The 25,830-nt window shown below is 72.4% G+C and carries 23 protein-coding genes and 1 riboswitch; of the genes, 10 read left to right on the top strand and 13 right to left on the bottom strand.

Going from position 1 to position 25,830, the window contains the following annotated elements:
• Positions 1–188 precede the first annotated feature (188 nt).
• Positions 189–809 (bottom strand): diaminobutyrate acetyltransferase, encoded by a 621-nt coding sequence (gene ectA, locus ACFU9P_RS32185; protein ID WP_384087717.1) that lies wholly within the window; start codon positions 807–809, stop codon positions 189–191.
• Between the two features lie 428 nt (positions 810–1,237).
• Here ectA and ACFU9P_RS32180 point away from each other — a divergent pair, with 428 nt between their 5' ends.
• Together ACFU9P_RS32180 and ACFU9P_RS32175 are read left to right on the top strand one after the other, a co-directional pair.
• A complete protein-coding gene (locus ACFU9P_RS32180; protein WP_384087714.1) occupies positions 1,238–2,341 on the top strand; it encodes an amidohydrolase family protein in 1,104 nt (367 codons plus the stop codon).
• A 308-nt stretch (positions 2,342–2,649) separates the two neighbouring features.
• On the top strand, positions 2,650–3,618 hold the full coding sequence (locus ACFU9P_RS32175) for an SCO1860 family LAETG-anchored protein (RefSeq protein ID WP_384087711.1): 969 nt from the start codon (positions 2,650–2,652) through the stop codon (positions 3,616–3,618).
• Positions 3,619–3,719: 101 nt separating this feature from the next.
• Here ACFU9P_RS32175 and cobC read toward each other — a convergent pair whose 3' ends face one another.
• From cobC to ACFU9P_RS32160, 3 genes are all read right to left on the bottom strand, one after another.
• Entirely contained in the window at positions 3,720–4,781 is a 1,062-nt protein-coding gene (cobC, locus tag ACFU9P_RS32170; RefSeq protein WP_384087708.1) for an Rv2231c family pyridoxal phosphate-dependent protein CobC, read from the bottom strand.
• Positions 4,765–4,917, bottom strand: coding sequence for a hypothetical protein (locus ACFU9P_RS32165; RefSeq protein ID WP_384087705.1), 153 nt, complete (start codon positions 4,915–4,917; stop codon positions 4,765–4,767). The genes cobC and ACFU9P_RS32165 overlap by 17 nt, the downstream gene beginning before the upstream one ends.
• Before the next feature lie 238 nt (positions 4,918–5,155).
• Positions 5,156–5,617 carry a cobalamin biosynthesis protein gene (locus ACFU9P_RS32160; protein WP_384087702.1) on the bottom strand — a complete coding sequence of 154 codons (462 nt, stop codon included), beginning with the start codon at positions 5,615–5,617 and terminating at the stop codon, positions 5,156–5,158.
• Between the two features lie 99 nt (positions 5,618–5,716).
• Between ACFU9P_RS32160 and ACFU9P_RS32155 the strand changes: the two genes are divergently transcribed.
• The gene (locus ACFU9P_RS32155; RefSeq protein ID WP_384087699.1) at positions 5,717–6,631 is read left to right on the top strand and encodes a ZIP family metal transporter; all 915 of its coding nucleotides are present in this window, start codon (positions 5,717–5,719) and stop codon (positions 6,629–6,631) included.
• A gap of 122 nt (positions 6,632–6,753) precedes the next feature.
• On the opposite strand, the gene ACFU9P_RS32150 is transcribed toward ACFU9P_RS32155, so the two are convergent.
• The 7 genes from ACFU9P_RS32150 to ACFU9P_RS32120 all read right to left on the bottom strand — a co-directional run bounded on the left by ACFU9P_RS32150 (position 6,754) and on the right by ACFU9P_RS32120 (position 15,541).
• A complete protein-coding gene (locus ACFU9P_RS32150; RefSeq protein ID WP_384087696.1) occupies positions 6,754–8,145 on the bottom strand; it encodes a cobyrinate a,c-diamide synthase in 1,392 nt (463 codons plus the stop codon).
• Positions 8,139–8,738, bottom strand: coding sequence for a cob(I)yrinic acid a,c-diamide adenosyltransferase (gene cobO, locus ACFU9P_RS32145; protein ID WP_376382602.1), 600 nt, complete (start codon positions 8,736–8,738; stop codon positions 8,139–8,141). Before cobO ends, ACFU9P_RS32150 begins: the two co-directional genes overlap by 7 nt.
• Entirely contained in the window at positions 8,738–10,996 is a 2,259-nt protein-coding gene (locus ACFU9P_RS32140; RefSeq protein ID WP_384087693.1) for a putative cobaltochelatase, read from the bottom strand. Before ACFU9P_RS32140 ends, cobO begins: the two co-directional genes overlap by 1 nt.
• Before the next feature lie 79 nt (positions 10,997–11,075).
• Positions 11,076–12,695 (bottom strand): cobyric acid synthase, encoded by a 1,620-nt coding sequence (locus ACFU9P_RS32135; protein WP_384087690.1) that lies wholly within the window; start codon positions 12,693–12,695, stop codon positions 11,076–11,078.
• A complete protein-coding gene (locus ACFU9P_RS32130; RefSeq protein WP_384087687.1) occupies positions 12,692–13,768 on the bottom strand; it encodes a cobalamin biosynthesis protein in 1,077 nt (358 codons plus the stop codon). The genes ACFU9P_RS32135 and ACFU9P_RS32130 overlap by 4 nt, the downstream gene beginning before the upstream one ends.
• Positions 13,769–13,800: 32 nt before the next feature.
• Positions 13,801–13,943: riboswitch (cobalamin riboswitch) on the bottom strand.
• A gap of 97 nt (positions 13,944–14,040) precedes the next feature.
• Positions 14,041–14,277, bottom strand: coding sequence for a hypothetical protein (locus ACFU9P_RS32125; protein ID WP_384087825.1), 237 nt, complete (start codon positions 14,275–14,277; stop codon positions 14,041–14,043).
• A 37-nt stretch (positions 14,278–14,314) separates the two neighbouring features.
• Entirely contained in the window at positions 14,315–15,541 is a 1,227-nt protein-coding gene (locus tag ACFU9P_RS32120) for an anion permease (RefSeq protein ID WP_376382595.1), read from the bottom strand.
• A 180-nt stretch (positions 15,542–15,721) separates the two neighbouring features.
• On the opposite strand from ACFU9P_RS32120, the gene ACFU9P_RS32115 reads away from it, so the two are divergent.
• The 7 genes from ACFU9P_RS32115 to ACFU9P_RS32085 all read left to right on the top strand — a co-directional run bounded on the left by ACFU9P_RS32115 (position 15,722) and on the right by ACFU9P_RS32085 (position 23,687).
• On the top strand, positions 15,722–16,384 hold the full coding sequence (locus ACFU9P_RS32115) for a class II aldolase/adducin family protein (RefSeq protein ID WP_384087683.1): 663 nt from the start codon (positions 15,722–15,724) through the stop codon (positions 16,382–16,384).
• A gap of 186 nt (positions 16,385–16,570) precedes the next feature.
• Positions 16,571–17,698, top strand: a complete 1,128-nt coding sequence (locus tag ACFU9P_RS32110) for an alpha/beta hydrolase (protein WP_376382591.1) — start codon at positions 16,571–16,573, stop codon at positions 17,696–17,698.
• Between the two features lie 132 nt (positions 17,699–17,830).
• On the top strand, positions 17,831–19,225 hold the full coding sequence (locus tag ACFU9P_RS32105; RefSeq protein WP_384087680.1) for a hypothetical protein: 1,395 nt from the start codon (positions 17,831–17,833) through the stop codon (positions 19,223–19,225).
• 295 nt (positions 19,226–19,520) lie between these two features.
• Positions 19,521–20,381 carry a hypothetical protein gene (locus ACFU9P_RS32100; protein WP_384087677.1) on the top strand — a complete coding sequence of 287 codons (861 nt, stop codon included), beginning with the start codon at positions 19,521–19,523 and terminating at the stop codon, positions 20,379–20,381.
• Between the two features lie 97 nt (positions 20,382–20,478).
• Positions 20,479–22,077 carry an ABC-F family ATP-binding cassette domain-containing protein gene (locus tag ACFU9P_RS32095; RefSeq protein ID WP_384087674.1) on the top strand — a complete coding sequence of 533 codons (1,599 nt, stop codon included), beginning with the start codon at positions 20,479–20,481 and terminating at the stop codon, positions 22,075–22,077.
• A 454-nt stretch (positions 22,078–22,531) separates the two neighbouring features.
• Positions 22,532–22,753, top strand: coding sequence for a helix-turn-helix domain-containing protein (locus tag ACFU9P_RS32090; protein ID WP_046508694.1), 222 nt, complete (start codon positions 22,532–22,534; stop codon positions 22,751–22,753).
• Between the two features lie 130 nt (positions 22,754–22,883).
• A complete protein-coding gene (locus ACFU9P_RS32085; protein WP_384087671.1) occupies positions 22,884–23,687 on the top strand; it encodes an enoyl-CoA hydratase/isomerase family protein in 804 nt (267 codons plus the stop codon).
• A gap of 98 nt (positions 23,688–23,785) precedes the next feature.
• On the opposite strand, the gene ACFU9P_RS32080 is transcribed toward ACFU9P_RS32085, so the two are convergent.
• Together ACFU9P_RS32080 and ACFU9P_RS32075 are read right to left on the bottom strand one after the other, a co-directional pair.
• On the bottom strand, positions 23,786–24,595 hold the full coding sequence (locus ACFU9P_RS32080) for a family 1 encapsulin nanocompartment shell protein (RefSeq protein ID WP_376382581.1): 810 nt from the start codon (positions 24,593–24,595) through the stop codon (positions 23,786–23,788).
• Positions 24,592–25,710, bottom strand: coding sequence for a Dyp-type peroxidase (locus ACFU9P_RS32075; RefSeq protein WP_376382579.1), 1,119 nt, complete (start codon positions 25,708–25,710; stop codon positions 24,592–24,594). Before ACFU9P_RS32075 ends, ACFU9P_RS32080 begins: the two co-directional genes overlap by 4 nt.
• Between the last annotated feature and the right edge of the window lie 120 nt (positions 25,711–25,830).

The following is a 25,830-nucleotide window of genomic DNA, read 5'->3' as shown; positions in this document are numbered from 1 at the left end:
CCCGTACGGGTCGGGCCTGTACGGCTCGGGCCTGTACGCGGCGGGGCCGTGCGGGTCGGGCCTGTGCGGGTCGGGCGTAGGGCTCTGACGTACGGCACTCGCGTGACGGCTGACAGGCGTACAGCTCTCGCAGCTCTCGCGTACGGCTGAGGGGCGGCCCGGCCCGGTCCGGTTGTGGCCCGGTGTGCTCAGGGTGTGGGACGGGCGTGCCCCGCGGCCCGGGAGACCCGCGCGGTACCTGGCCGCGCGGGCCCTGGGAGCGGGGAGAGCGGACCGATCCGGTACAGCACCTCCGGCTGGTGCGCCCCGTCACCGTCCCCGTCCGGGAACAGCCCTCCGTCGAAGAGGACCTCGCGCTCCAGCGCCGCGCCATGACGCGCGGCGAACGCCGTGAACAGCCGGTCCGAGGCCGTGTTGTCAGGGGTGACGGTCGTCTCGATCGCCGATATGCCCAGCTTCCGCACCACCCGGGCGGTGAGCGCGTCGAGCAGGGTGCCGGCGAGCCCGCGCCCCCGCCGCTCCCGGTCGACGGCCACCTGCCAGACGACCAGTGCGTCGGGGCGCTCGGGACGGATGTATCCCGTGACGAAGGCGATCGGTACTCCTCCGGCGTCACGGGCGACGACGGAAGTGGCGGCGAAGTCGCGGCACCACAGCAGGTAGCTGTACGAGGAGTTGAGGTCCAGGACCTCGGAGTCACGGGCGATACGCCAGATCGCGGCTCCGTCCTCCACTCGTGGGGCGTCGATCGTCGGGGATGGGGGGAATTCGCTTCGGGCGCCTGCAAAGTCTGCTTGTGCGGCGGTCATAGGTATTGAATTTACCCAGCGAAAACAAAAGATGCATCTTGAGCGGGGGTTGGGCAAGAGGCGGACTTGTGTTATCGCGCGTGCGCGGCTGCCCCTGCGTGCGTGGGTAAAGTTGGGTAGAATGTGCGCAGATTTCCGGGCGATATGGCGCCGATACGGTGCCGCCTGTGGGGTCGGTCACATCTCCGTAACGCCCGGGAAATCGCGGTGTTTAGGGCCGGGGAGAGCGGGCAGGCGAATAGGGGAAGCTGCCCGCGATAAATGACCTGCGCTCTTTTGTGTTTTTCGGTGTGTGCCTATTCGATATTCAAGAGCAGCAATTGATGTCGCTCGCGATTTCCGGGGCGCCTGTCCTGGCCCGCGTCCTGGCCGGTGGAAGGCGCCCACGGCCTCTTACGGTCCTGCCCGCGCCTCGTACAGTGCTGCCCATGAGCGATCACACGGTGCTGCGGGTGAAGGGGCGGGTGCTCGTCGGACCCGAGGAGGTCAGGGACGAGCTGTGGGTGGTGGGCGGCAGGATCACGTACGAACGCCCGTCCGGCGCCGCCGCCCGCGATGTCCGTACGGTCCAGGGCTGGGCGCTGCCCGGTCTCGTCGACGCCCACTGCCATGTCGGTCTGGACCACCACGGTGCCGTCGACGCCGCGACCAGCGAGAAGCAGGCGCTCGGCGACCGGGACGCGGGCGCCCTGCTGCTCCGGGACGCCGGTTCGCCCGCGGACACCCGCTGGATCGACGACCGCGAGGATCTGCCGAAGATCATCAGGGCGGGCCGCCATATCGCCCGTACCCGCCGCTACATCCGTAACTTCGCCCATGAGATCGAGCCCGAGGACCTGGTCTCGTATGTCGCCCGGGAGGCCAAGCGCGGTGACGGCTGGGTCAAGCTCGTCGGCGACTGGATCGACCGCGACGCCGGTGATCTGACCGCCTGCTGGCCGCGCCCCGAGGTCGAGGAGGCCATCGCGGAGGCGCACCGGCTCGGTGCCCGGGTCACCGCGCACTGCTTCGCGGAGGTCGCCCTGCGCGATCTCGTCGAGGCGGGGATCGACTGCGTCGAGCACGCGACCGGACTCACCGAGGACCTCATTCCGCTCTTCGCCGAGCACGGTGTCGCGATCGTCCCGACGCTGGTGAACATCGCGACCTTCCCGCGGCTCGCGGCGGGCGGCGCGAGCAAGTTCCCGCGCTGGTCGGCGCATATGAACCGGCTGTACGAGCGCCGCTACGACACCGTGCGCGCGGCGTACGACGCGGGCATCCCGGTCTTCGCCGGTACGGACGCGGGCGGCGGGCTCGCCCATGGACTGGTGGGTGCCGAGGTGGCGGAGCTGGCGAAGGCCGGGATCCCGCCCGTGGAGGCCATCTCGGCGGCGGCCTGGGGCGCGCGGCGCTGGCTGGGCCGGCCGGTGCTCGACGAGGGCGCCCCGGCGGATCTCGTGGTGTACGACGAGGATCCGCGGGCGGACGTACGGGTGCTGACCGCGCCGCGCCGGATCGTGCTGAACGGGCGCGTGATTGACGGAGCGTGACGCGAGGGCTGCCGACGTCGTTGAAGTGCCTTATGCGCGCTCGTCAGCGGCCCTTTGTCTGCGCTTCGGTGATGGGCCGGCGTACGCCCCCTGACCCCGACCTGACCCTGTTGTCGGTGGGGCGTCGAAGAACGCATGTGCCACAAGAATCGAATATTGGCCCGGAAACCCCACTTTGGAGTGAACTCACCCCAGGTGTCTGCCAGTTCACTCTTCGTGCGTAAAGATTCCGGTGTCTCGGTCGCCACCGCCGCGTGTCCCCGTTCGGCGGACCGGCGACGCCAAGTCTCTTGTGGGGGTTCCACATCGTGAACAGCAATACCTTCCGCATGCCCGTACGCCGGTGCGCCGGTGTCATGGCCGCCGCCGCGCTGGCGGCGGGGCCCGCGTTCCTCGCCGTACCCGCGCAGGCCACCGAGGGCCCGGGCAGCGGTACGGGCGGTACGGGCGGCACAGGCAAAGGGCGGGCGAGCGCGGTCGTACTGAAGACCGGCCTCGATGTGTCCCTGCTCAACAAGACCGTCCGGGTGCCGCTCAGGGCCGCGCTCAACGAGGTGCAGGCGCCCGCCAGTTCGGAGAAGACCGCGCTGACCGTCACGCTGGACGGCGTCGACGGCGGCAGTCCCGTGAGCGTGCTCCGCGCCGATGTGGCGACCGCGAAGGCGACGGCCGACGCGGGCAGGGCGGAGGGCTACACCAATCTCGCCCATGCGAAGGTCCATGTCCCCGGGCTGCCGCTGCTCTCGCTGATCGAGATCCAGGAGGTCACCTCCAAGGCGGTCTGCGAGGCGGGGAAGCGGCCGGTCGCCGAGTCCAATCTGCTGGGCCCGGTGACGGTCCTCGGCAAGCGGCTCACGCTCTCCACGGGCGGTACGACCCGTGTCGAGGTGCCGGGCGTGGGCGAGGTGACGCTCGAACTGTCCAGGACGAGCACCACATCCCGTACGGCAGCGGCCGCCGCGCTCGAACTCAGGGTGTCCCTGAACCCGCTCAAGCTGAATGTCGCGGAGGTCGAGGGTACGGTCACACTCGCCGGCGCCACCTGTGAGTCACCGGCGGCGCCGGAGCGGCCCACCGACCGGGCCGTTCAGCCCGAACAGCCGGAGCAGCCCGAACAGCCGGATCTGAAGCCGCAGTCCGCGGCCGAGCCGGCCGGGCCCGACCTCGCCGAAACGGGCGGCAACTCCGCGACGCCCTGGCTGGCGGGCGGCGCGGCCCTTCTGCTGGCGGCCGGCGGTGCGACCGTGGCCCTGACGCGGAGCCGCGCGAGGCGCTGAGTCAGTCGCTCCTCAAGCGTCGGACGGGCTGAGCAGCACAACAGCCCGTCCGGCGCTCGCGGACACAGTGCGACGCCCGCCCGGCGCCGCGCGCCTCCCTCTCAGCAGCCCACCGCCGTCAGCGACTGGTCCAGGGCCTGGAGGAAGCGGTTCGTCGTGGTGCGGTCGCGGACCGCCAGACGCAGCCAGTCGGTGTCGAGCCCCGGGAACGTGTCGCCCCGGCGGGTCGCGAAACCCAGGGTGCGCAGCCGCGCCCGTACCGCGTCCGCCCGGGTCATATGGGCGAGTACGAACGGCCCCTGCGCCGCCTCCACGGTCCGTATCTCGTCGAACTCCGCGAGCCCGGCCAGCAGATGGGCGCGCTCCACCGCCGTCCGGCAGGCCGCCTGCTCCGCCTCCGCGAGTGCCACGGGCGACATGCACGCCTCCGCCGCGGCCAGCGCGGGTGTCGAGACCGGCCACAGCGGCTGGGCCCGCCCCAGCGCGGACACCGTGTCCGGTTCGGCCAGGACATAGCCGATCCGCAGCCCCGCGAGCCCCCAGGTCTTGGTGAGGCTGCGCAGGACCACCAGCCCCGGCACATCCGTACGCCCCGCCAGCGCTTCCGGCTCGCCCGGCACCGCGTCCATGAACGCCTCGTCCACCACCAGCGTCCGGCCGGGACGGGCGAGCTTGGCTATGGCGTCGGCGGGGTGGAGCACGGACGTCGGGTTCGTCGGATTCCCGATCATGACCAGATCCGCGTCCTCCGGAACCGCCCCCGGATCGAGCCGGAAACCGTCCGCCACGTCGAGCAGCACGCGCCGTACCGAGTGGCCCGCGTCCCGCAGCGCCGACTCCGGCTCGGTGAACTGCGGATGCACGATCACCGGCCGTTTCACCGGCAGCGCCCGGGCCAGCAGCACGAACGCCTCCGCCGCCCCCGCCGTCAGCAGCACCCGTTCCACCGGCAGCCCGTGCCGCGCCGCGACCGCCGCCCGTGCCGCCCGCCCGTCGGGGTACGCGGCGAGCCCGGCCAGCGAGTCGGCGATCCGGGCACGCAGCCACTCCGGGGGAGTGCCCGTACGCACATTGACCGCGAGATCTATCAGCCCCTCCGCACCGTCCCACAGCTCGACATCGCCGTGATGGCGCAGATCATGGAGATCACCGCGCGTAGACATGGCGGCCGTCCGGGTGATCGCCGGACATGGATATGCCCATGTCAGGTACGGATACGAGGGTCCGGCAGGGCCGCTGCGGGTGCGGCCCTCGTGCGCGGGGCGCGACGCTCTCGATGGGCTGGTCGACGCGGGTCACCGGGCTCCCTTCCGAATGCCACCGGGGTACCGGGGCGTCATGGCGCGGCGCGCGGTCGCGCGTGGCCGCTGTTCTTTTCCGTTGTTCTATTCCGTCAACGGTTCTCGTCGGTCAACTGTTCACCGATGGCAGCTTGTCGCCACTGCCGGCCGCTGTCATCCACCGGTCGCAGTATTCATCGGTCCCTGTCATTCACCGGCCGCAGTATCCACCGGTCTCTGTCATCAACCGGCCGTCGTCATCGGCCGGTTTCTGTCGTCGACACCGACATCATCTCCGCTTCCGGCGGTTCCACTCCGCACCGGCCTCTGTACGCCACCGCACAGGTGACCGCCGCCGGCCGGCCCTCGGGACGCGATGTCCTTTTCGGTACGAGAAGTGCGCCCCCGCCCGCGAGCGCGGCGGCCTCCGCGACCGACGCCGTCCCCACCGCGGCCAGCGGCGCAGCGGAGGGATGGGGTACGGGGACGCTCGCCAGCAGACCGGCCGCGTACCCCCGTACCGGTAGGCCCAGCCGTGCGGCGGCCCCGGCGATCGCGGGGGCATCGGTCTTGGTGTCGACGGTCGCCAGCTCCACGACCGAGCCCGGCGCGAGCCCGGCGTCCCGCAGGGTCTCCTCGATCAGCCCGAGCACTTCCCCGACGGAAGCGGCCCGGCTCGCGCCCACCCCCACCACCAGATCCCGGTCCGGTGGCGGCACGAGCCTTGGCGGGGGCACGAGCCCCGGCGCCGGCGCGGGTCCCGGCGGCGCGGGTCGTGGATGTGCGGAAGGGCCGTCCGATCGGCTATGCAGGGGCGCATGGCCGTGTTCGTCGCGCTCGGCGCGTTCCTCATGACGCTGTTCGGCGGCTGGACGGCGCAGCGCGTCACCGACCGCCGCCATCTCGTACTGGGCCTGGCCGGGGGCCTGATGCTCGGTGTCGTCGGACTGGATCTGCTGCCGGAGGCGATGCGTGCCGCTGGTCAGGAGTTCCTCGGTGTGCCGCAGGCGCTGCTGCTCTTCGTGGGCGGCTTTCTCGTAGCCCATCTGGTGGAACGTTTGCTCGCGGTTCGTCAGGCCTCCCACGGCGCTGCCCCGCAGGAGAGCGCCGCGCAGGAGGGGCCCGTACCCGAGGCGGTCCCGCCCGGGGCCGTTTCGTACCCCGCGGGCCGGAGCGAGGGCCCCGGCGCGGCCCGTAGCACCGTTCGTGGCACCGGAGGCCGAAGGACCGATGCCCGAAGAAGCACCGCGGCCCGAGGCACCGCCCCCGGCGCCGGCAGCAGCGGCGCCGTTCGCGTGCCGCAGGTCGGGCTCACCGCCGCCGCGGCCATGGTGGGCCACAGCCTGATGGACGGCATCGCCCTCGGCGCGGCCTTCCAGGTCGGCGGCGGCATGGGCGCGGCCGTCGCCCTCGCCGTCATCGCCCATGACTTCGCCGACGGCTTCAACACGTACACGCTCACCAGCCTGTACGGGAACGACCGCCGCAGAGCGGTCCTGATGCTCGTCGCGGACGCGGTCGCGCCGGTCCTCGGCGCCGCCTCCACCCTGCTGTTCCACCTGCCGGAGGAGGCGCTCGCCAGCTACCTCGGGTTCTTCGGCGGCGCCCTGCTCTATCTCGCCGCCGCCGAGATCCTGCCCGAGGCGCACCACGAGCATCCGGCCCGCTCCACCCTGCTCTGCACGGTCCTGGGCGTGGCCTTCATCTGGCTGGTGGTCGGAATCGCCGGCTGACAGGGCAGAGCGCGCAGACCAGGCACGGCCCGCTGAGGCTGACAAGGCGGGGCTCGCTGAGCGGGCAGGACTTGCCGGCAGCGCGGGGCCCGCCGGCAAGGCAGGGCTTCTGCTCATTCTGCTCATTCCGTGCATTGCGCCACGAACCGCCGCGCCATCTCCGGCGCCGCCGCCCAGTGCGTATGCAGATAGCTCGCGTGCACACCCCGCCGTACGAATCCCTCCACCCGGCGGTCCGGATGTACCACGCCCCAGGCCGGAGCGTCCCCCGCGCCCGGTTCCAGTACCGTCCGGTGGAACTCGTGCCCGCGCACCCGGGTCCCGGCCCGCGCCAGCGCGCTGTCGCCGACGGCCACCGCCTCCCGGTAGCCCAGCGTCAGCCGCTCCGACATCCGCGCGTCGGCGGCCAGCACCCCGCACATCGGCTTCCCGTCCAGCGACCGCGCCAGATACAGCAGCCCGGCGCACTCGGCGGCCACGGGCGCGCCGGCGTGCGCCAGCTCCGCCACCGCCTTCCGCAGCGGCTCATTGGCCGACAGCTCCGGTGCGTACACCTCCGGAAAGCCGCCGCCGATCACCAGCCCCCTGGTCCCGGCCGGGAGTTCCTCGTCCCGCAGCGGGTCGAACGGTACGACGTCCGCGCCCGCCGCCGTCAGCAGCTCGGTGTGCTCCGCGTACGAGAAGGTGAACGCGGGCCCGCCGGCCACCGCGATCACCGGCCGCCCGCGCCCCGCGGGAACGGCCGGCCCGCCCGTTGGCTCCCACGCCGTCGTGTCCAGCGCGGGCGCGCTGCGCGCCAGCGCCAGCAGTGCCTCCAGATCGCATCCGGCCCGTACCCGCGCGGCCAGTTCGCGCGTCGAGGCGACCGCCTCCGCGCGCCGCTCGGCGACCGGCACCAGACCGAGATGGCGCGACGGCGTCCCCACCTGTCCGGTACGCCGCAGCACGCCCATCACCGGCACGCCCGACTCGTCCAGGGCCTCGCGCAGCAGCCGTTCGTGCCGGTCGGTGGCGACCTTGTTGAGGATCACCCCGCCGATCCGTACCTCCGGGTCCCAGGAGGCGAAGCCGTGCACCAGCGCGGCCACGGAGCGGGACTGCGACGAGGCGTCCACGACCAGCACCACCGGGGCCCGCAGCAGCTTCGACACCTGGGCGGTGGAGGCCAGTTCGCCCTGCCCGGACGCGCCGTCGTACAGCCCCATCACGCCCTCGACGACCGCCAGATCGCAGCCCGCCGCGCCATGTGCGAACAGCGGGCCGATCAGTCCGGGACCGCACATGTACGCGTCGAGATTCCGGCCGGGGCGCGCCCGCCCGCCGGCGGAGACGGCCCGGCCGCCCGAGGAGACCGCCAGCGCGTGATAGCCCGGATCGATGTAGTCGGGCCCCACCTTGTGCGGGGACACGGCGAGGCCACGCTCCGAGAAGGCCGCCATCAGCCCCGTCGCGACGGTGGTCTTGCCGCTGCCGGACGCGGGCGCGGCGATGACCAGCCGCGGGACGGTCACCACTCGATGCCCCGCTGGCCCTTCTGGCCGGTGTCCATCGGGTGCTTGACCTTGGTCATCTCGGTGACGAGATCCGCGAAGCCGACCAGCTTCTCGGGGGCGTTGCGGCCGGTGATCACCACATGCTGGGTCCCGGGGCGGTCCCGCAGCACCTCGATCACCTCGTCGGTGTCCACCCACCCCCAGTGCAGCGGATAGGCGAACTCGTCCAGGACGTACAGCTTGTGGGTCTCGGCCGCCAGATCGCGCTTGACCTGCTCCCAGCCCTCGCGCGCCGCCTCCTCGTTGGAGAGCTGGCTGTCGCGCTGCACCCAGGACCAGCCCTCGCCCATCTTGTGCCAGACGACGGGGCCGCCCTCGCCGCTCGCGCCCAGCACCGTCAGCGCCCGCTCCTCGCCGACCTTCCACTTCGCGGACTTGACGAACTGGAAGACCCCGACCGGCCATCCCTGGTTCCAGGCGCGCAGGGCGAGGCCGAAGGCCGCCGTCGACTTGCCCTTGCCCGGGCCGGTATGGACGAACACGAGCGGCCGGTTGCGGCGCTGGCGGGTGGTGAGACCGTCGTCCGGAACGGTTTCCGGCTGTCCCTTCGGCATTACGCGGCCCTCCTGGTGCGTCCGTTGCCTGCCGCTGTGCTTGCGGCTGCTGCTGTGCGTGCGGCTGTGCCTGCCGCTGTGTCCGGCTGTTGTGCGTCCCGCTGTACGGTCCGGTGTACGTCCCGCTGTGCGCCGCCGCGCTGTGCGTCCGCGCGCATGTCCCGTTGTACGTCCCTGACCAGGCCGGCGATGCTGTCGGCCCGCAGTTCGTCGAGGGTGATGGCCGCGCCCCCGAGCGCGGTGGCCAGCGAACCGGCCAGACCCAGCCGTACCGGCCCCGACTCGCAGTCCACGACCACCGAGGCCGTCCCCTCCGCCGCGTGCAGCCGGGCCGCGCGCTCCGCCAGCGCCACCGGACCGGGGCCGCCCGTCGCCCGTCCGTCCGTCACCACCAGCAGCAGCGGCCGGCGCGCGGGATCCCGCATCCGCTCCACGCGCAGCACGTCATGCGCCTTGAGCAGCCCGGCGGCCAGTGGCGTGCGCCCGCCCGTCGGCAGCGACTCCAGCCGGGCCGCCGCCGCGTCCACCGACGAGGTCGGCGGCAGCGCCACCTCCGCCTCCTTCCCCCGGAAGGTGACCAGACCGACCTTGTCGCGCCGCTGGTAGGCGTCCAGCAGCAGCGACAGCACGGCGCCCTTCACCGCGCTCATCCGCCGCCTGGCCGCCATCGACCCGGACGCGTCGACCACGAACAGCACGAGATTGCCCTCGCGCCCCTCGCGGGTCGCCTGCCGCAGATCGTCGCGGCGGACCACCAGGCCGGGGCCGCTGCGCCCGCGCGCCCGCTGGTGCGGGGCGGCCGCCCGTACGGTCGCGGAGAGATGCAGGCTGGTCAGGACGGACCTGGGGGTGCGCGCTCCGGTTGTCCTGCCGTGTTCGGTACGGGCCCGGGAACGGCGCCCGGCGGCGCCCTCGCCCAGCCCCGGCACGCTCAGCGCCTTCGTACGGAACGGCTCGGCGGCCCGTACGGCGGACTGCTCACGGGCACCGGCTCCCGCGCCCTGCGGCTGTGGTCGAGGCTCGGCTTCCACGGGCGTGTCGTCCTGGTCCGGCGCGGACTCCCGCGGTGTGTCGGTCCCTTCGGGCCTCTCGGGCGCCACGGGGTCCGGCTGCGGCTCCGGCTCCGGCGGAGTGCCACCGCCGCCGGACCCGTCGGGACCGCCGTTTCCGGGGCCGTTGTCCGGATCGTCGTCCCCACCGTTGCCGTTCTCTTCCTCGCCGCTCCCGTCGCTGCCGTCCTCTACCTCGTTCTCGAACTGCCCGAGCGTGTCGTCGAGTTTGTCCTCGTCGAGTCCCGGCGCGTCGAAGGGATTCCGGCGCCGCCGGTGCGGCAGCGCCAGCAGCGCGGCCCGCCGTACATCCTCGGCGTGTACGTCCGTACGCCCCGCCCACGCGGCCAGCGCCGCCGCGGTCCGTGCCATCACGATGTCCGCCCGCATCCCGTCCACCTCGAAGGCGGCACAGGTCGCGGCTATCCGCAGCAGCGCGGTGTCCCCGAGCCGCACCTCGGGCAGCAGGGCACGCGCCGCCACGATCCGCTCGCGCAGGGCGGTCTCCTCACCGGCCCAGCGCGCGGCGAACGCGGCCGGATCGTCGTCGTACGCGAGCCGCCGCCGTACGACCTCCACCCGCTGCTCCGGCTCCCGCGAGGCCGCGACCTCCACGGTGAGCCCGAACCGGTCGAGCAACTGCGGCCGCAGCTCGCCCTCTTCGGGGTTCATCGTCCCCACGAGCAGAAAGCGCGCGGCATGCCGTACGGAGACGCCCTCGCGCTCCACGTACGAGGCGCCCATGGCGGCGGCGTCCAGCAGAACGTCGATCAGATGATCGTGCAGAAGGTTGACCTCATCGACATACAGCACACCCCGGTGCGCGTCCGCGAGCAGCCCCGGCTCAAAGGCCTTCACGCCCTCCGCGAGCGCCCGTTCGATGTCCAGCGCCCCGACGAGCCGGTCCTCGGACGCGCCGACGGGCAGCTCGACCATCCTGGCGGGCCGCGACACACCCGGCTCGCTGCCGTGCGGCCCGTCAGGGCACCCCGCGTCCGGCGCGGCGGGATCGCAACTGAACCGGCATCCGGGCACCACCGCCAGCTCGGGCAGCAGCGCGGAAAGGGCCCGTACGGCCGTGGACTTCGCCGTGCCCTTCTCGCCGCGTACGAGCACACCGCCGACGGCGGGACTGACCGCGTTCAGCACCAGCGCGAGCCGCAGATCGTCCATCCCCACGACGGCGGTGAACGGATAAGGGGTGTTCATATGCTGATCGCTCCTTCGAGTGCGACGGTGCCGGTCACGAGCGCGGCGGTGCCGGTGGGCGGCGCCGGTACGGGGGCGGTCATGGAGCGCCCGGCGGAATGAAGGGCAGCCCGGCAGGCGCCCCCTCCTCGATCAGCCGCAGCAGCGCGTCCGTGTCCGCGTGCTCCTCGATGAGGTCACCGAGAAGGTCGAGCTGTTCCTCACGCAGCGCTCCGAAGCTGGTGCCGGGCGCGGGGACGAAGCGCCGGCCCGCCGCCCGCGCCACCTCCGTCAGGAACCGCCGCCGGAACGCGTCGCTCTCCAGCGCCCCGTGCCAGTGCGTGCCCTGGACCGGCCCCATCCGGCAGCCGTCCAGGGCCCGCCCCTCCGCGTCGGAGACAAAGGCGTCCCCTCCCCGTACGTCCGCGACACCGTGATGGATCTCGTACCCCTCCACCGCCTCACCGAGGGCGACCCCGGACGGTCTGGCCAGGGTCTTCGCGGGCTCGAACCGCACGCGTACGGGCAGCAGTCCCAGCCCCGCGACGGCGCCCGCCCGGGACTCCACCTCGTCGTCGATGTGCTCGCCGAGGATCTGGTAGCCACCGCAGATCCCCAGCACGGGGCGCCCCTCGGCGGCCCGCCGCGCCAGGGCGTCGGCGAGCCCGCGCTCCCGCAGCCAGGCCAGCGCCCGCACGGTGCCGCGGGTGCCCGGCACCACTACGAGGTCCGCGTCCGCCAGCTCCTCGGGCCGGTCCACGAACCGCACGACCACCCCCGGTTCCGCCGCCAGCGCGTCCACATCGGTGAAGTTGGACATCAGCGGTACGGCGCAGACCGCGACCCGCAGTACTTCCTCGCCGTACGGTCGCGCCGCCGGTGCCCCGCGCACGGCGCCGTTCCGGGAGACCCGCAGCCCGTCCTCCTCGTCGATGCCGAGGCCGTGCCGCCAGGGCAGCACCCCCAGCGTGGCGCGTCCGGTCAGACCGCGGAGCATCTCAAGGCCCGGCTCCAGCAGCGACACATCGCCCCGGAACTTGTTCACCAGATATCCCGCGACCAGCGCTTGGTCCTCCGGGCTCAGCAGTGCGGTCGTACCGAAGAACGAGGCGAAGACCCCGCCCCGGTCGATGTCGCCGACCACCATCACCGGCAGCCGCGCGGCCCGTGCGATGCCCATGTTCACAATGTCCGTACGGCGCAGATTGATCTCGGCGGGGCTGCCGGCGCCCTCGCAGATCACCGCGTCATGGGTGGCGCGCAGCTCCTCCAGGCACTCCAGGACGGGCCCGAGCAGGGCTTCCCGGCGCCCGCCGCGCAGTGCTGTGCCGGCCTGCGCTTCGCCGTTCGTCCCGGTTGTCCCGGGTGTTCCGAGTGTCCCGGCCGTACCGAAGAAACCCTTGGCGCTCAGCTCGCCCACCGGCCGCCCCATCAGCACCACTTGGCTGCTGCGGTCGCCACCGGGCTTCAGCAGTACGGGATTCATCAGCGCGGTCGGCTCCACCCGGGCCGCCTGCGCCTGCATCGCCTGCGCCCGCCCGATCTCCGCGCCCTCGCGCGTCACAAAGGAATTGAGCGACATGTTCTGCCCTTTGAAGGGCGCGACCTTCACCCCCCGGCGTACCAGCCACCGGCAGATCCCCGCCGTGACGACGCTCTTGCCCGCGTCCGAGGTGGTCCCGGCCACCAGCAGGCCACCGCCGAGCCCGCCCCGGCTCATCCGCGCCCCCATTGGTCGGCCGAGCCGATGGCCGTACGGTCTGCCGCGCCGTGTGTGGAGGCGGAGACGGAAGCGGTACGACGTATCGCGCCGTACGCGAACCGCCCCGCGATACAGGCCGCAAGGGCCAGCCCGCTCACCCGGCGCGACAGCCGTACCGCCCGCTCGATGTCGGTCGTCTTCACGGGCCGCCCCTCGCCGTTCAGCACGGGCCGGTGCTCCACCCGCCCGCCGTACGCCAGCGTCCCGCCGAGCCGTACGCCCAGCGCACCGGCGAACGACGCCTCCACCGGGCCCGCGTTGGGGCTCGGATGCTTCCGCGCGTCCCGCCGCACCGCCCGCAGTGCCCCGCGCGGATCGTCACCGGACACGACGGCCAGCGCGGCCGTCAGCCGGGCCCCGGGCCAGCCCGCCAGATCGTCGAGCCGGGCCGAAGCCCACCCGAACCTGCGATACGTGGCCGACTTGTGACCCACCATCGCGTCCAGGGTGTTCACGGCACGGAACCCCACGAGCCCCGGCACCCCCGCGACCGCACCCCACAGCAGCGCGCCCACAACGGCGTCCGAGGTGTTCTCGGCGACGGACTCCACGACGGCGCGGGCCAGCTCAGGACCGCTCAGGCTCTGCGGATCGCGCCCGCACAGATGCGGCAGCCGCTCCCTGGCCAGCTCGATGTCCCCGGCGTCGAGTGCCGCGCCGATGGCACGCGCCTCCCGGCCCAGGGACGTACCCCCGACCACGGACCAGGTGGCCACGGCGGTCAGCGCGACGGACGCGATACGGCCTGTCCTCGCGCCGCCCGTGCCCTCGGCGGCCCGGGTGGCGAGGAGCGCGAGGCCGACGGCGCCTCCGGCGCACACCAGGGTGTGCAGCGCGCCCCAGCCGCGGTGGTCGTGCCACAGCGCACGCTCGACGGCCCCCGCCGCCCGGCCGAACGCGGCCACCGGATGGCCACGTTGCGGATCGGCGAACAGCCGGTCGCCCAGAAGGCCGGCGGTGGCGCCGTACGCGAAGACCCGCTCGGCGGCCGAACCGCCACCGCGCACGGCGGACGAACCGCTGCCAGGCATGGCGACTTGTCCTCACTCAGGGTCCGCGCCCCGGCTCGACGTGGTGCGGCGGCGAGAGTTCCTGGCTCCTGGGACAGGGCTCCCAGTGACAGTGGCGGGACCGCGCCGGATTCGCACCGGCTTCCTCTTCTGCCGCCGTAAATGGCCCCGGCAGTCCACCACGCTGCGCAAACACCCGTCAACTCATCCTTGACCTGCGACGGGACAGTGTGCGGAGCCCCACACCGGCCGTGGTCCCGGTGGGAACGGCCCCGGAGCGGATCGGACGACGGTCAGGCGACGATCAGCCGGATCCCGTACGCCACGGCCGCCACACAGAGCGCGAAGCAGGCATACGCGCCCGCCCGCGCCAGCCCCGCCGTACCGGCTCCGCCCCGCCCGGTGGTGGCGGTGGCGGACTCGTACTTGGCGAGCCCCACCACGCCCAGGGTGAACAGGCCCACGAGCCCGACGGTCGCCGCCAGACTGACCCCGAAGACGGAACCGAGCGCCGCCCAGTCGATCTTTATGTCCATCTCGCTTTCCTTCCCTACGCCGTGGCGGTGGTCAGACCCGGGCGGTGCGCGCCGGTTCGCCCGTGCTGCCCGGAGGCGCCGGGATGGTGGTCGACAGGTCCCCCGGGGCTGCGGGCGAGGTGACGGCCGGGGCGGTCATGACACCCAGCTCCCCGGCCGCGGTCTCGTTGACATTGGTGTGGTCGACCGGGCGGCGGCGCGCGGCGAGCCAGATCGCGCCCGACAGCACGACCAGCGACGCGGCGACGACCGAGACACCCCAACTGCCCTGCCCGGTCAGGAACTCCGCGCCCGCGGCGACCAGCCCTGCGGCGGGCAGCGTCAGTCCCCAGGCCGCGAACATCCGGCCCGCGGTGGACCAGCGGACCGTACCGCCCCGGCGCCCGAGCCCTGCACCCATCACCGCGCCCGAGCAGGACTGCGTGGTGGAGAGCGAGAAGCCCAGATGCGAGGAGGCCAGGATGACGGTCGCGGCACTGGTCTGGGCGGCGAAGCCCTGCTGCGGCCGGAGATCGGTCAGGCCGGTGCCCATGGTGCGGATGATGCGCCAGCCCCCGAGATACGTGCCGAGCGCGATCGCCGTACCGGCGGAGACGATCACCCACAGCGGCGGATTGGAACCGGGGGCGAGGACGCCGCCGGTGACCAGCGCCAGCGTGATGACCCCCATGGTCTTCTGTGCGTCATTGGTGCCATGGGCGAGGGAGACCAGCCCGGCCGAGGCGATCTGTCCGGCGCGATAGCCCTTGGCGGTGGCCCGGTCGTCGGTGCGGCGGCCGATCCGGTACGTCAGCCTCGTGGCGAGCAGGGCCGCCAGACCCGCGACAACGGGCGCGGCCAGCGCGGGAATCAGCACCTTGGTGACGACGACACCGCCATTGACCCCGGAGGTGCCGACCGACATCAGGGTCGCGCCGATCAGTCCGCCGAACAGCGCGTGCGACGAACTCGACGGCAGCCCGAGCAGCCAGGTGAGCAGGTTCCAGAGGATGGCGCCGACCAGCGCCGCGAAGATCACCTCGGTCCTGATGCCGTTCTCGTTGATGAGCCCGCCGGAGATCGTCCTGGCCACCTCCACGGAGAGGAACGCGCCGACCAGGTTCAGCACGGCCGACATGGCCACCGCGGTCCGGGGTTTCATCGCGCCGGTCGAGATGGTCGTCGCCATCGCGTTGGCGGTGTCATGGAAACCGTTGGTGAAATCGAACACGAGCGCCGTCACGATCACGATCCCGAGCAGCAGTGTGATGTGTTCCATGTACCCAGTACCCAGGCAATCGTGTGGGGTCGGTGGCCTCGGTGAACGTAGGGAGTCAGGGTGAACGGAAGATGAACTCCGGGCGCCTTTACGGTGTCCCGAATCGGCGCCGTGTGCCTCCGTTCGAGTGTCCCGGAGATCGGTGCGCGCCCGGGCCGGCGCTGCTGGCAGGATCGCCGTATGACCGATCAGCAGACACAGGACGCGATCGCGCGCGCATGGCGGGATCTGGTGGACACCGCCCGCAGAACGGCCGCGGAGGGACTGGTCGTCGGCACCTCGGGCAATGTGTCCGTACGGGTCGGGGAACTGATCCTGGTCACGCCCAGCGGAGTCCCGTACGAGCGGCTCGGCCCCGGGGACGCCGTCGGGGTCGATACGGACGGCCGCCAGGTCCTCGGCGAGTTCACCCCGACGAGTGAGCTGCCCCTGCACCTCGCGGTTTACCGCAGCACCTCCGCGCAGGCCGTGGTCCACACCCACGCGGTGCACGCCACCGCCGTCTCCACTCTCGTGTCCGAACTGCCGCTGATCCACTACATGTCGGCGGCGCTGGGCGGCCCTGTCCGGGTCGCTCCCTACGCCCTGTACGGCACGGACGAACTGGCCGCGGGGATGCTCGACGCCCTGCGCGGGCGCAGCGCCTGTCTGCTCCAGAACCATGGCACGGTCACCTACGGCGCCACCCTCGCCCAGGCCTACGACCGCACCGCCCAGCTCGAATGGATGGCGCGTCTCTGGCTCACCGCCAGCTCGCTGCCCGGCCGCACGCCGTCCCTGCTGTCCGAGGACCAGCTCGGCGAGGTGGGCGAGAAACTGAAGGGCTACGGCCAGAAGCCCTGACCCGGTCCCGCGCGCGTGCCGGCCCGAGCAGGACCGGGGCGGTCGCGGGCGTGCCCCGGACCCGGGTGAGCGTGCCCCGGACCCGGGTGAGCGCGCCCCGCGCTTCCACCGCCCCGCTCCCGTACCCCCGCACCCCGACGGACGCGCCCGGTGGCCGGGGCGGGCGGGGGTGACGACACTGGGACCGTGCGCCCGGCTACAGCGACGGCAGCGGCCGTCTCCACCGTGATCGGCGTCGGCGCGGCAGCGGTCGCGGCCGGCCGGCTCGCCGGTGACGCCGCGCTCAAGGCCTCGCCCGGGCGTCCCCTGCCCGGCGACCCGCGCCTGACCGTGCATGCCACGGCCGCCGGGCAGATCACCCTCACCCGCTGCCTCGCCTCCCTGCGCCCCGGTGTGTACGGCATCGAGGGCCGGGGCCTGCACGCCGTCGTGGGACCGGTCCTGGAGGGCGTCCCGCACGCGGCCGACACCGTCGTACGGAGACTGGAGCGCGTCGGCCACGGCACCCTCGTCCCCGGCTCGCGCGTCCGGATGACCCCGCAGGTCCACACCGGCGACCCCACCACCGCCCTCGGCCTCGACTTCCGGGACGAGCGGATCCCGGGCGAACTGGGCTTCCTGCCCGCCTGGTTCGTACCCGGAGCGCGCGACACCTGGCTGATCACCGTGCACGGCCTGGGCACCACCCGCGAGCACCCGCTGAACGTGATGGAACTGCTGGCCGGGCTCCAGGTCCCCGTCCTCGACATCACCTACCGAGGCGACCCCGGCGCTCCCCGCTCCCCGGACGGCCTCGGGCATCTCGGCGACTCCGAGTGGCGCGACCTCGACGCGGCGATCCGCTACGCAGTCCGTTACGGCGCGGAGCGGCTCATCCTGTACGGCTGGTCCACCGGCGCCGCGATGGCCCTGCACGCCGCCGCCAACTCCGCGCACAACGAGCGGATCTCCGGGCTCGTGCTCGACTCGCCCGTACTGGACTGGGAGGCCACCCTGCGGGCCCTGGCCACCGCCCGCCGCACCCCCAACCCGCTGCTGCCCCTCGCCGTCAGAGCGGCCCAGGGCAGGACCGGACTCCACGGCGACCGGCTGCTCCAGGCCGCCGACCCCCGCCAGCTCCATGTCCCGACACTGATCATCCACGGCCCCGACGACACCCTCGCCTCCTGGGACCCCTCCCGTGAACTCGCCGCCCTGCGCCCCGGACTGATCGGTCTGCACGCTGTGGCGCACGCTCCGCACGCGGCGATGTGGAATGCGGATCCGACCGGTTACGAGGAGGCCCTCCGCCGCTTTCTCGTGCCCCTCATGTAGCCGCCCAACAGGCCTCTTGCGTCCCTTCCGTGCCCACCCGAGGCACCTGCGTAAGAGGCCCCCGAGCCGATCCGGTACCGACAGGACAGGTTCCGTTTGGGCTTTCGGGCGGTCACCGGGAAGACTGCTCCCGTGACGTCCCGAAAGCCTGATGAGCAATTGGCGCGCAACTCCAGACTCCGACTGGTCCGCCCCCGGCCGTTGACCACGGCTCGACGGGCCGTGAGCGACGGACGCAATCGTCCGGTCCCCCGGCCGCCCGAGGGCACTCCGCCCGGGGCGGAGCTGGCCCGCCAGGCGAGGGAGGTCCTCGCCGACGCGGTACGGATCGCCCGCTGGGCGGCCGTCGGCCGCGGCCCCGGCACCGGACCCTTCGACGCGGCTGCCCAGGAACGGGCCGCGGCCGCGCTGGAGCTGACCCCGGACCAGGTGCGCGCGGGCTGGGACCGCGCCCGGCTGGCCGGACTCGTCGAGCTGCACGGCGGCACCGTACGGCCCGGCTGGCGGCTCCAGGCCTGGGACCGCGACGACAGCGCCGTCCAGCGCGGCTGGGTGGCCCTCCTCGACGCCTGGTCGCTCGTCCACCCGGCCCCGGACGGTGTCGCCGCCTCCACGGTCGCCGAGGTCGTCGAAGCCGTCCCCCAGGTGCTGTCCCTGCTCCAGCTCTCGAACGGGCCCGTGCTCGTGCCGGCCCTGCTCGACCTGCTGCGCCAGCGTGTCGCGGAACTCCACGAGGAGCGCTGCGAGGTGCCGTACGAGCCGCAGCCCGACCCGGCGGAGCCGGCCCCCGGCCCGCCGGACGAGAGCCTTCTTCCGCCGCTCCTCGACTGGGCCCTGGAGGGCCTGGCCGCCGTCGGCGCGCTGACCCTGGGGGAGGGGCAGGCCACGCTCACCCCGCTCGGCAGCTGGGCGGTGTGGGTCAAGCTGGAGCAGATCTGTGTGGCTGCTCAGAGTCCGGCGGGGAATATCGAGCAGTCCGCCCAGCACATGCTGCGGGGCTGTGCCCGGCTCACGCCGGGGCCTGCCCGTGCCGAGTACCGTGCGTGGCTCGCCGCCCGTACGGTCGGCAGTGCCGTCACCGAGCTCCTCGCCGTCGCGCGCGGTGAGGACGCGCTGCTGCGGGGGCTGGCCTTCGAGGCGCTGCGTGTCGTCGGCGCGCCCGCCGAGGCCGGCGTGCGCACCGCGGCCCGGGAGCCCTCGCTGCGGCCTTATGCCCTGCTCTGGCTGGCGGAGTACGAGGGCGCCGACCCCGAGGACGCTGCCGATGTCCTGACCCGTGAGGAGTCGACGTGGCTGTGGGTGGACACCGCGGCGGCCGTGGCCGATCACGGTGAGAGCGATCTGCTGGTCCGTCACCTGGACTCGGCCGTGCAGGGCAATGTGCCGGCCCTGCTGGACGAGGTACGGGCCGTCGGGCACCCCCGTACCGTCCAGGTCCTGGTCGCCCTCGCCGCCGCACACCCGGACCCGGCCCTCGCCAAGGCCGTGCGCCGGGCCGCCTTCCAGGTGCACACCGGAGGCTCCTGACCCGTCGCCGCAGTGACCGGGGCCGGGCCCGGCTGTGATGTGGATCTCAGTTCTCAACATGGATCCGAGTCTGGCAGCCACCACTGACAATTAGCCCGAATGGGGGATGTGTCGGGCGGGGCCCGCCGTGTCGCGGCCGGTCCCGGCCCGGTCCCGGCGGCCCCTGGCTACGCTCGCGCTGATCGAGACCGCTGGTACCGGAACAGCAACCGGTGGTACCGGAAGAACCGCTGGTGCCGGAAGAGCGGACGAGTACCGGCGAGCGACCGAAGAGCGAACAGGGACCGGGGGAACAGTGACCGTTCCGTCCACGACCGCGGTGCCGGCCGTCCCGCCGCCAGCCCCGCACACCCGGCCCCCCGCCGAAGCCCCGGACGCCCCACAGGCCGTCACACCCCCCGCCCGGCGTCGCCTCGGCACCCGCCGCGGCGTCCGGTTCGCGCTCGCCGTCGTCCCCGCCGTACTGGCCCTCCCCCTGGTGACCGCGGCCCACCACTCCCGCCAGGCCCCCTTCGGCGACCGCCTCACCTCCCGCCCTGCCGCGGCCCCCGCCCCGCCCTCCGGCCAGGACCCCGTACTGCGGGCCGTGGGCCCCCGGGTCGAAGCCCACGACCGCCTCTCCGGCGCGCTGCGCTGGGTCCATGAGCGCTCCGGCCGCCGCCCCCTCGCCGTCGCCGCCGCGCCCGGCCATGCCTTCGCCCTCTGGAACGACGGCCTGGTCACCGACACCGAGAGCGCCAACGGCCGGGCCGTGCGCTGGCACCGGGCACTTCCCGGCCTCGCCGACTGGCTGGCCGCCGCCCCCGGCCGCGGAGCCGGAGTGCTCCAGCTCCTCGACCCCGAGGCCCGGATGCTCGCCGTCGTCGCCCCCGAGCGCATCACCGCGTACCGCACCGAGGACGGAGATCTGCGCTGGGTGCTGCCCGCCGCCCGCGGCTGCGCCTTCGACCCCGGACGTCATGTCCGTACGGGCGGAGCCCTGCTCATCGCCCAGCCGTGCGCCGGGAACACCGCGTGGACCGCGGAACTCAAGGCCGTCGACGGACTCGGCAGGATCGTGCCCGGCCGTACCCCCCTCGGCAACGATCTCCCGGGCCACCGCCTGCCGGAGCTGCCCGAAGACGGGCAGCGGAAAGCAGTTGCGCGGCACGGTTAGACTGGCTCGCATGGCATTTCTCCTTGCGCATTAGCCGGCGTCGAAGAATCCCTCCGCCTGCCCTCTTCCGCCGTCCACACCGCCCTGGAGTCTTTCCGTGATCACCGCAACCGGCGTAGAGCTGCGCGCCGGCGCCCGAGTCCTCATCGAATCCGCCTCGTTCCGTGTCGCCAAGGGCGACCGCATCGGTCTCGTCGGCCGCAACGGAGCGGGCAAGACCACCCTCACCAAGTGCCTCGCCGGCGAAGGCATGCCTGCCGCGGGCGCCATCACCCGCTCCGGGGAAGTCGGCTATCTGCCGCAGGACCCGCGCACCGGAGACCTCGACGTCCTCGCCCGCGACCGCATCCTCTCCGCGCGCGAACTCGACTCCGTACTGCGGAAGATGCGCGAGAACGAGGACCGGATGGCGAACGGCAAGGGCGCCACCCGCGAGAAGGCGATGAAGAAGTACGAGCGCCTGGAGACGGAGTTCCTCACCAAGGGCGGATACGCCGCCGAGGCCGAGGCCGCCACCATCGCCGCCGCGCTCGGTCTGCCCGACCGGGTCCTCGGCCAGCCCCTCCACACCCTCTCCGGCGGCCAGCGCCGCCGGGTCGAGCTGGCGCGGATCCTCTTCTCGGACGCCGACACCCTGCTCCTCGACGAGCCCACCAACCACCTCGACGCGGACTCCATCATCTGGCTGCGCGACTACCTCAAGACCTACCGCGGCGGCTTCATCGTCATCTCCCACGATGTCGAGCTGGTCGAGACCGTCGTCAACAAGGTCTTCTATCTGGACGCCAACCGCGCCCAGATCGATGTCTACAACATGGGCTGGAAGCTGTACCAGCAGCAGCGCGAGGCCGACGAGAAGCGCCGCAAGCGCGAGCGTGCCAACGCGGAGAAGAAGGCCGCCGCCCTCAACTCCCAGGCCGACAAGATGCGCGCCAAGGCCACCAAGACCGTCGCCGCGCAGAACATGGCCCGCAGGGCCGAGCGGCTGCTGTCAGGACTGGAGGAGGTACGCCAGTCCGACAAGGTCGCCAAGCTGCGCTTCCCCGAGCCCGCCCCCTGCGGCAAGACCCCGCTGACCGCCGAGGGCCTGTCGAAGTCGTACGGCTCCCTGGAGATCTTCACCGATGTGGATCTCGCCATCGACAAGGGCTCCCGGGTCGTCATCCTGGGCCTCAACGGCGCCGGCAAGACCACCCTGCTCCGGCTGCTGGCCGGGGTCGAGAAGCCGGACACCGGACGGGTCACCCCGGGCCACGGCCTCAAGCTCGGCTACTACGCCCAGGAGCACGAGACGCTCGACCCCGAGCGCTCGGTCCTGGAGAACATGCGCTCCTCCGCGCCCGATCTCGACCTGGTCGAGGTCCGCAAGACGCTCGGCTCCTTCCTCTTCTCCGGCGACGACGTCGACAAGCCCGCCGGGGTGCTCTCCGGCGGTGAGAAGACCCGGCTCGCGCTGGCCACCCTCGTCGTCTCCTCCGCCAATGTGCTGCTGCTCGACGAGCCGACGAACAACCTGGACCCGGCCAGCCGCGAGGAGATCCTGGGCGCGCTGCGCACCTACAAGGGCGCGGTCATCCTCGTCACCCACGACGAGGGCGCCGTCCACGCGCTGGAGCCGGAGCGGATCATCCTGCTGCCCGACGGGGTCGAGGACCTCTGGGGCGCCGACTACGCGGACCTGGTCGCCCTGGCGTGACCGTACGGGCCCGGGCATGACCGTACGGTGACCCGGGCCCCCGCCGTACGGTCGCGGTCGTGCGGTGACCCGGCCGTACGGTGCTCCATCGGGCGGTCCGGACCTGCTCCGGACCGTGATCGACTCTGTGATCGACTCCGTATGGATCATTCGGCTCAGCGGTGATCCATCATCTGTGTGAGGACGTCTCGTACCCCCGGCGTGCCGCGCGACGAAGAGTGCTCTCTGTCACATCATCTGCCCCGCCCGCCGGCGTACGCCGCTGACCTGGCACTTCGACCCGTATACGGGGCACAGGTAGGTACGGGCAGGTCCGGAACCGGGGATTCCGGTCCTGCGGGAAGCTTGAACTCTGCCAAAGCTTGTCGTACGGACCTTGCCGAATGGGTGGCCAGGAGGCCCGTAAGGGGTGATCATGAGAAGTCCAGAGCGCACTTCCCATGAGGAGGCACGGGTGGCCGAGACTCTGAAGAAGGGCAGCCGGGTAACCGGCGCCGCGCGCGACAAGCTCGCGGCAGACCTGAAGAAAAAGTACGACAACGGTGCGAGCATCCGGGCGCTGGCCGAGGAAACCGGCCGCTCCTATGGATTCGTTCACCGGATGCTCAGTGAGTCCGGAGTCACGCTGCGGGGACGCGGCGGAGCGACGAGAGGCAAGAAGGCCACGTCGGCCTGACGCGCCGGGTGCGCTCCTCCCGGCCACCGGTTCGGACGGTGGCCACCCGGGTCGATCACATGGTCGCCCAGGTGGTTACTGTGCAGTCACTCAGCTCCCTGTGCTGACTGTCCGAACCGGAGGCGCCTGTATGACTTCGCTCGAACCACATCACGGACCAGTGCTCGACAAGGACGGCGTACGGCTCACCGTCGAGGACGCGGTTGCCACGGTGACACTGACCGTTCCGGACAAGCGCAACGCCCAGTCTCCCGCTCTGTGGCGGGCGTTGACGCAGGCCGGCCGGTCGCTGCCGGGCAGTGTGCGGGTCGTGGTGGTGCGCGGTGAGGGCAAGTCCTTCTCCGCGGGCCTCGACCGGCAGGCGTTCACCCCCGAGGGGTTCGACGGGGAGCCGTCCTTCCTGGAGCTGGCCCGGGGGTCGGACGCTGATCTCGACGCGGCCATCGCCTCGTACCAGGAGGGCTTCGTCTGGCTGCGCCGCAATGACATCGTGTCGATCGCGGCCGTCCAGGGGCATGCGATCGGCGCCGGTTTCCAGCTCGCCCTCGCCTGCGATCTCCGGGTCGTCGCGTCGGACGTGCAGTTCGCCATGCGCGAGACAAGCCTCGGTCTGGTCCCCGATCTCACCGGCACCCATCCGCTGGTGAGGCTTGTCGGCTATGCCCGCGCGCTGGAGATCTGCGCCACGGGCCGCTTCGTCCACGCCGAGGAGGCGGAACGTACCGGGCTGGCCAATCTTGTGGTGCCCGTCGACGAACTCGACGCCACCGTCCAGGATCTGGCGGGGGCGCTGCTTGCCGCGCCCAGGGACGCCGTGATCGAGACCAAGGCGCTGCTCCGGGGCGCCATGGGCCGCTCCTTCGAGGAGCAGCGTACGGCCGAGCGCGCGTCGCAGGCCCGGCGGCTGCGCGACCTGGCGGGCCTCGCGGACTGATACGGACCGGAAGGCGATGGATACAGCACGGAACGCGACTGATACGGTACGGAAGCGGACTGATACGGCTGATACGGCTCGAAAAGCGCGGCTTCCGGTCACAGTTGCGGTGTCGCGGTGAGTGCTACCGCGGCCTCGCTCGTGTACATCAGGAAGGTCAGCGTCTCCTGGAAGTAGAGCCGTACGCTCGTGTCGTCGTGGGAGAGATAGCCGATCGACACGTCCTGGCCGAGGCGTAGTTCGAAGTCGCCGCCCCGTGTGGACAGCAGGAACGCTCCGTCGATGGCGGGTGCCCAGACGATCTCGCCGTCCAGCACCCGGTCGATGTGCTTGTGGATCGGATAGCCGTGGTCGGAGGTCTCGTTCACGGCGGTGTACGCGTCGGCGCTGAGGGCCAGGGTGTACGGGCCGCCCACGCCCGCCAGCCGCAGGGTCGACACGGCCTGGCTGATCGCGTCCGGATAGTCGCGCACCTCGGCCGGCAGGGCCAGCTCCGGGTGGGAGGTGCTCTGCCGGATGCCCGCGATGCCCGCCGCCGCGTACCCCTCGAAGACCGCGCGGTCCTCGGCGAACGCGATCCTCCGGGCGGCGTCCTTCACCGGCTGCCAGTCCGCGTCCTTCGCGCCGCGCTCCACATCGTCCACCTCCGCGCGGTCCACCGTGAACGGCACCCGCAGCTCGACGACCGGCCGCGATACGCGCGTATGCGCGATGACCCCGTCGGCCGGCGGGTCGACGGCCCGGAGACGGCCGGTGCCGACCGCCGCCATCCCGGACCCGGCCGGCTCGGGCACGTCGACGATCCGGCGGGCGGCCACATGGCGCTTGAAGGTACGGCGTGCCTCCTCCTCCAGATCCGCCCAGGCGGCGTCGGAGACGGGCGCGAGTTCACGGTGCAGGTTCTTCATCGAGGGTGCTCCTCTTGAGGGCGCCCGAGGTCAGGGCGTCTGAGGCCGCCGATCCCGAGCGAGCCGTCAGTGACCGGGCCGACCGGGCCGCCGGCGACGCGTACGGCCTCCTGGACCATCTCGTCGGCCTTCACGGTCTCTGTCTCCGCCTGCTGCGTCTCCGCGCCCGGCGGGTCCGGCGGGTCGTCGAGGAAGTCGGCGCTGGGCGCGAAGAACAGCGTCCCCGTCACGGCCGTGGAGAAGTCCAGGATCCGGTCGTGGGTGGCCGGCGGACTGCCGAGGAACATGTTCTCCAGCATCTGCTCGGTGACATCGGGCGTACGGGCGTAACCGATGAAGTACGTGCCGAACTCGCCCCGCCCGGCGCTGCCGAACGGCATGTTGTCGCGGAGGATCTTGCGCTCGGTGCCGTCCGGGTCCGTGATCGTGTTCAGCGCGACATGCGAGTCGGCCGGTTTGACCTCGTCGGCCAGCTCGATGTCGGACAGTTTCGTACGGCCGATCACCAGCTCCTGCGCCTCGACCGGCAGGGCGTTCCACGCGTCGAGATCGTGGACGTACTTCTGCACGATCACATAGCTCCCGCCGGCGAACGCGGCGTCCTCGTCACCGATCAGCACCGCGGCCCGCGCCACCGGGCCGACCGGGTTCTCGGTCCCGTCGACAAAGCCCAGCAGGTCACGTACGTCGAAGTACTTGAAGCCATGCGTCTCGTCGCGGACCGTGACCGCGCCGCGCAGCCGGTCCATGATCGCGGTGGCGAGGCTGAAGCAGAGGTCCAGCCGCGCGGCCCGGACATGGAAGAGCAGATCACCGGGGGTGGAGACCGCACGGTGGCCGGTCTCCCCGACGAGTTCGCGGAAGGGGTGCAGTCCGGCCGGGCGCGGCCCGCCGAACAGCCGGTCCCAGACCTCGGAGCCGATACCGGTGACACAGCTCAACTGGCCTTCCGGGGCGCGGAAACCGACCGCGCGCTGGAGTCCGGCGAGGTCGGGGAGCAGTTCGCGTACGACCGGCTCGCCGCCCGGGTCGACCGTCACCACCAGGAAGATGGCCGCGCCGGTCAGCGGGCTCAGCACCGGTTGCGGGATCACCTCCGGGGCGGGACAGGCCATCGGCTTCGTACCTCCTCGCGCAGGAGCATGGCTATACGGCGTACGCACAGAGCCCCCGGCCTGACCTGCACCATTGTCCTTCGGGGTACGCGCCCCCGCATCCGCTGGCCGTACGGTCCG

The sequence above is a fragment of the Streptomyces sp. NPDC057617 genome (genome assembly GCF_042800555.1).
Taxonomy (GTDB): domain Bacteria; phylum Actinomycetota; class Actinomycetes; order Streptomycetales; family Streptomycetaceae; genus Streptomyces.
Note: the sequence above shows the minus strand (reverse complement) of the source record. Positions and strands in the feature narration are given on the sequence as shown.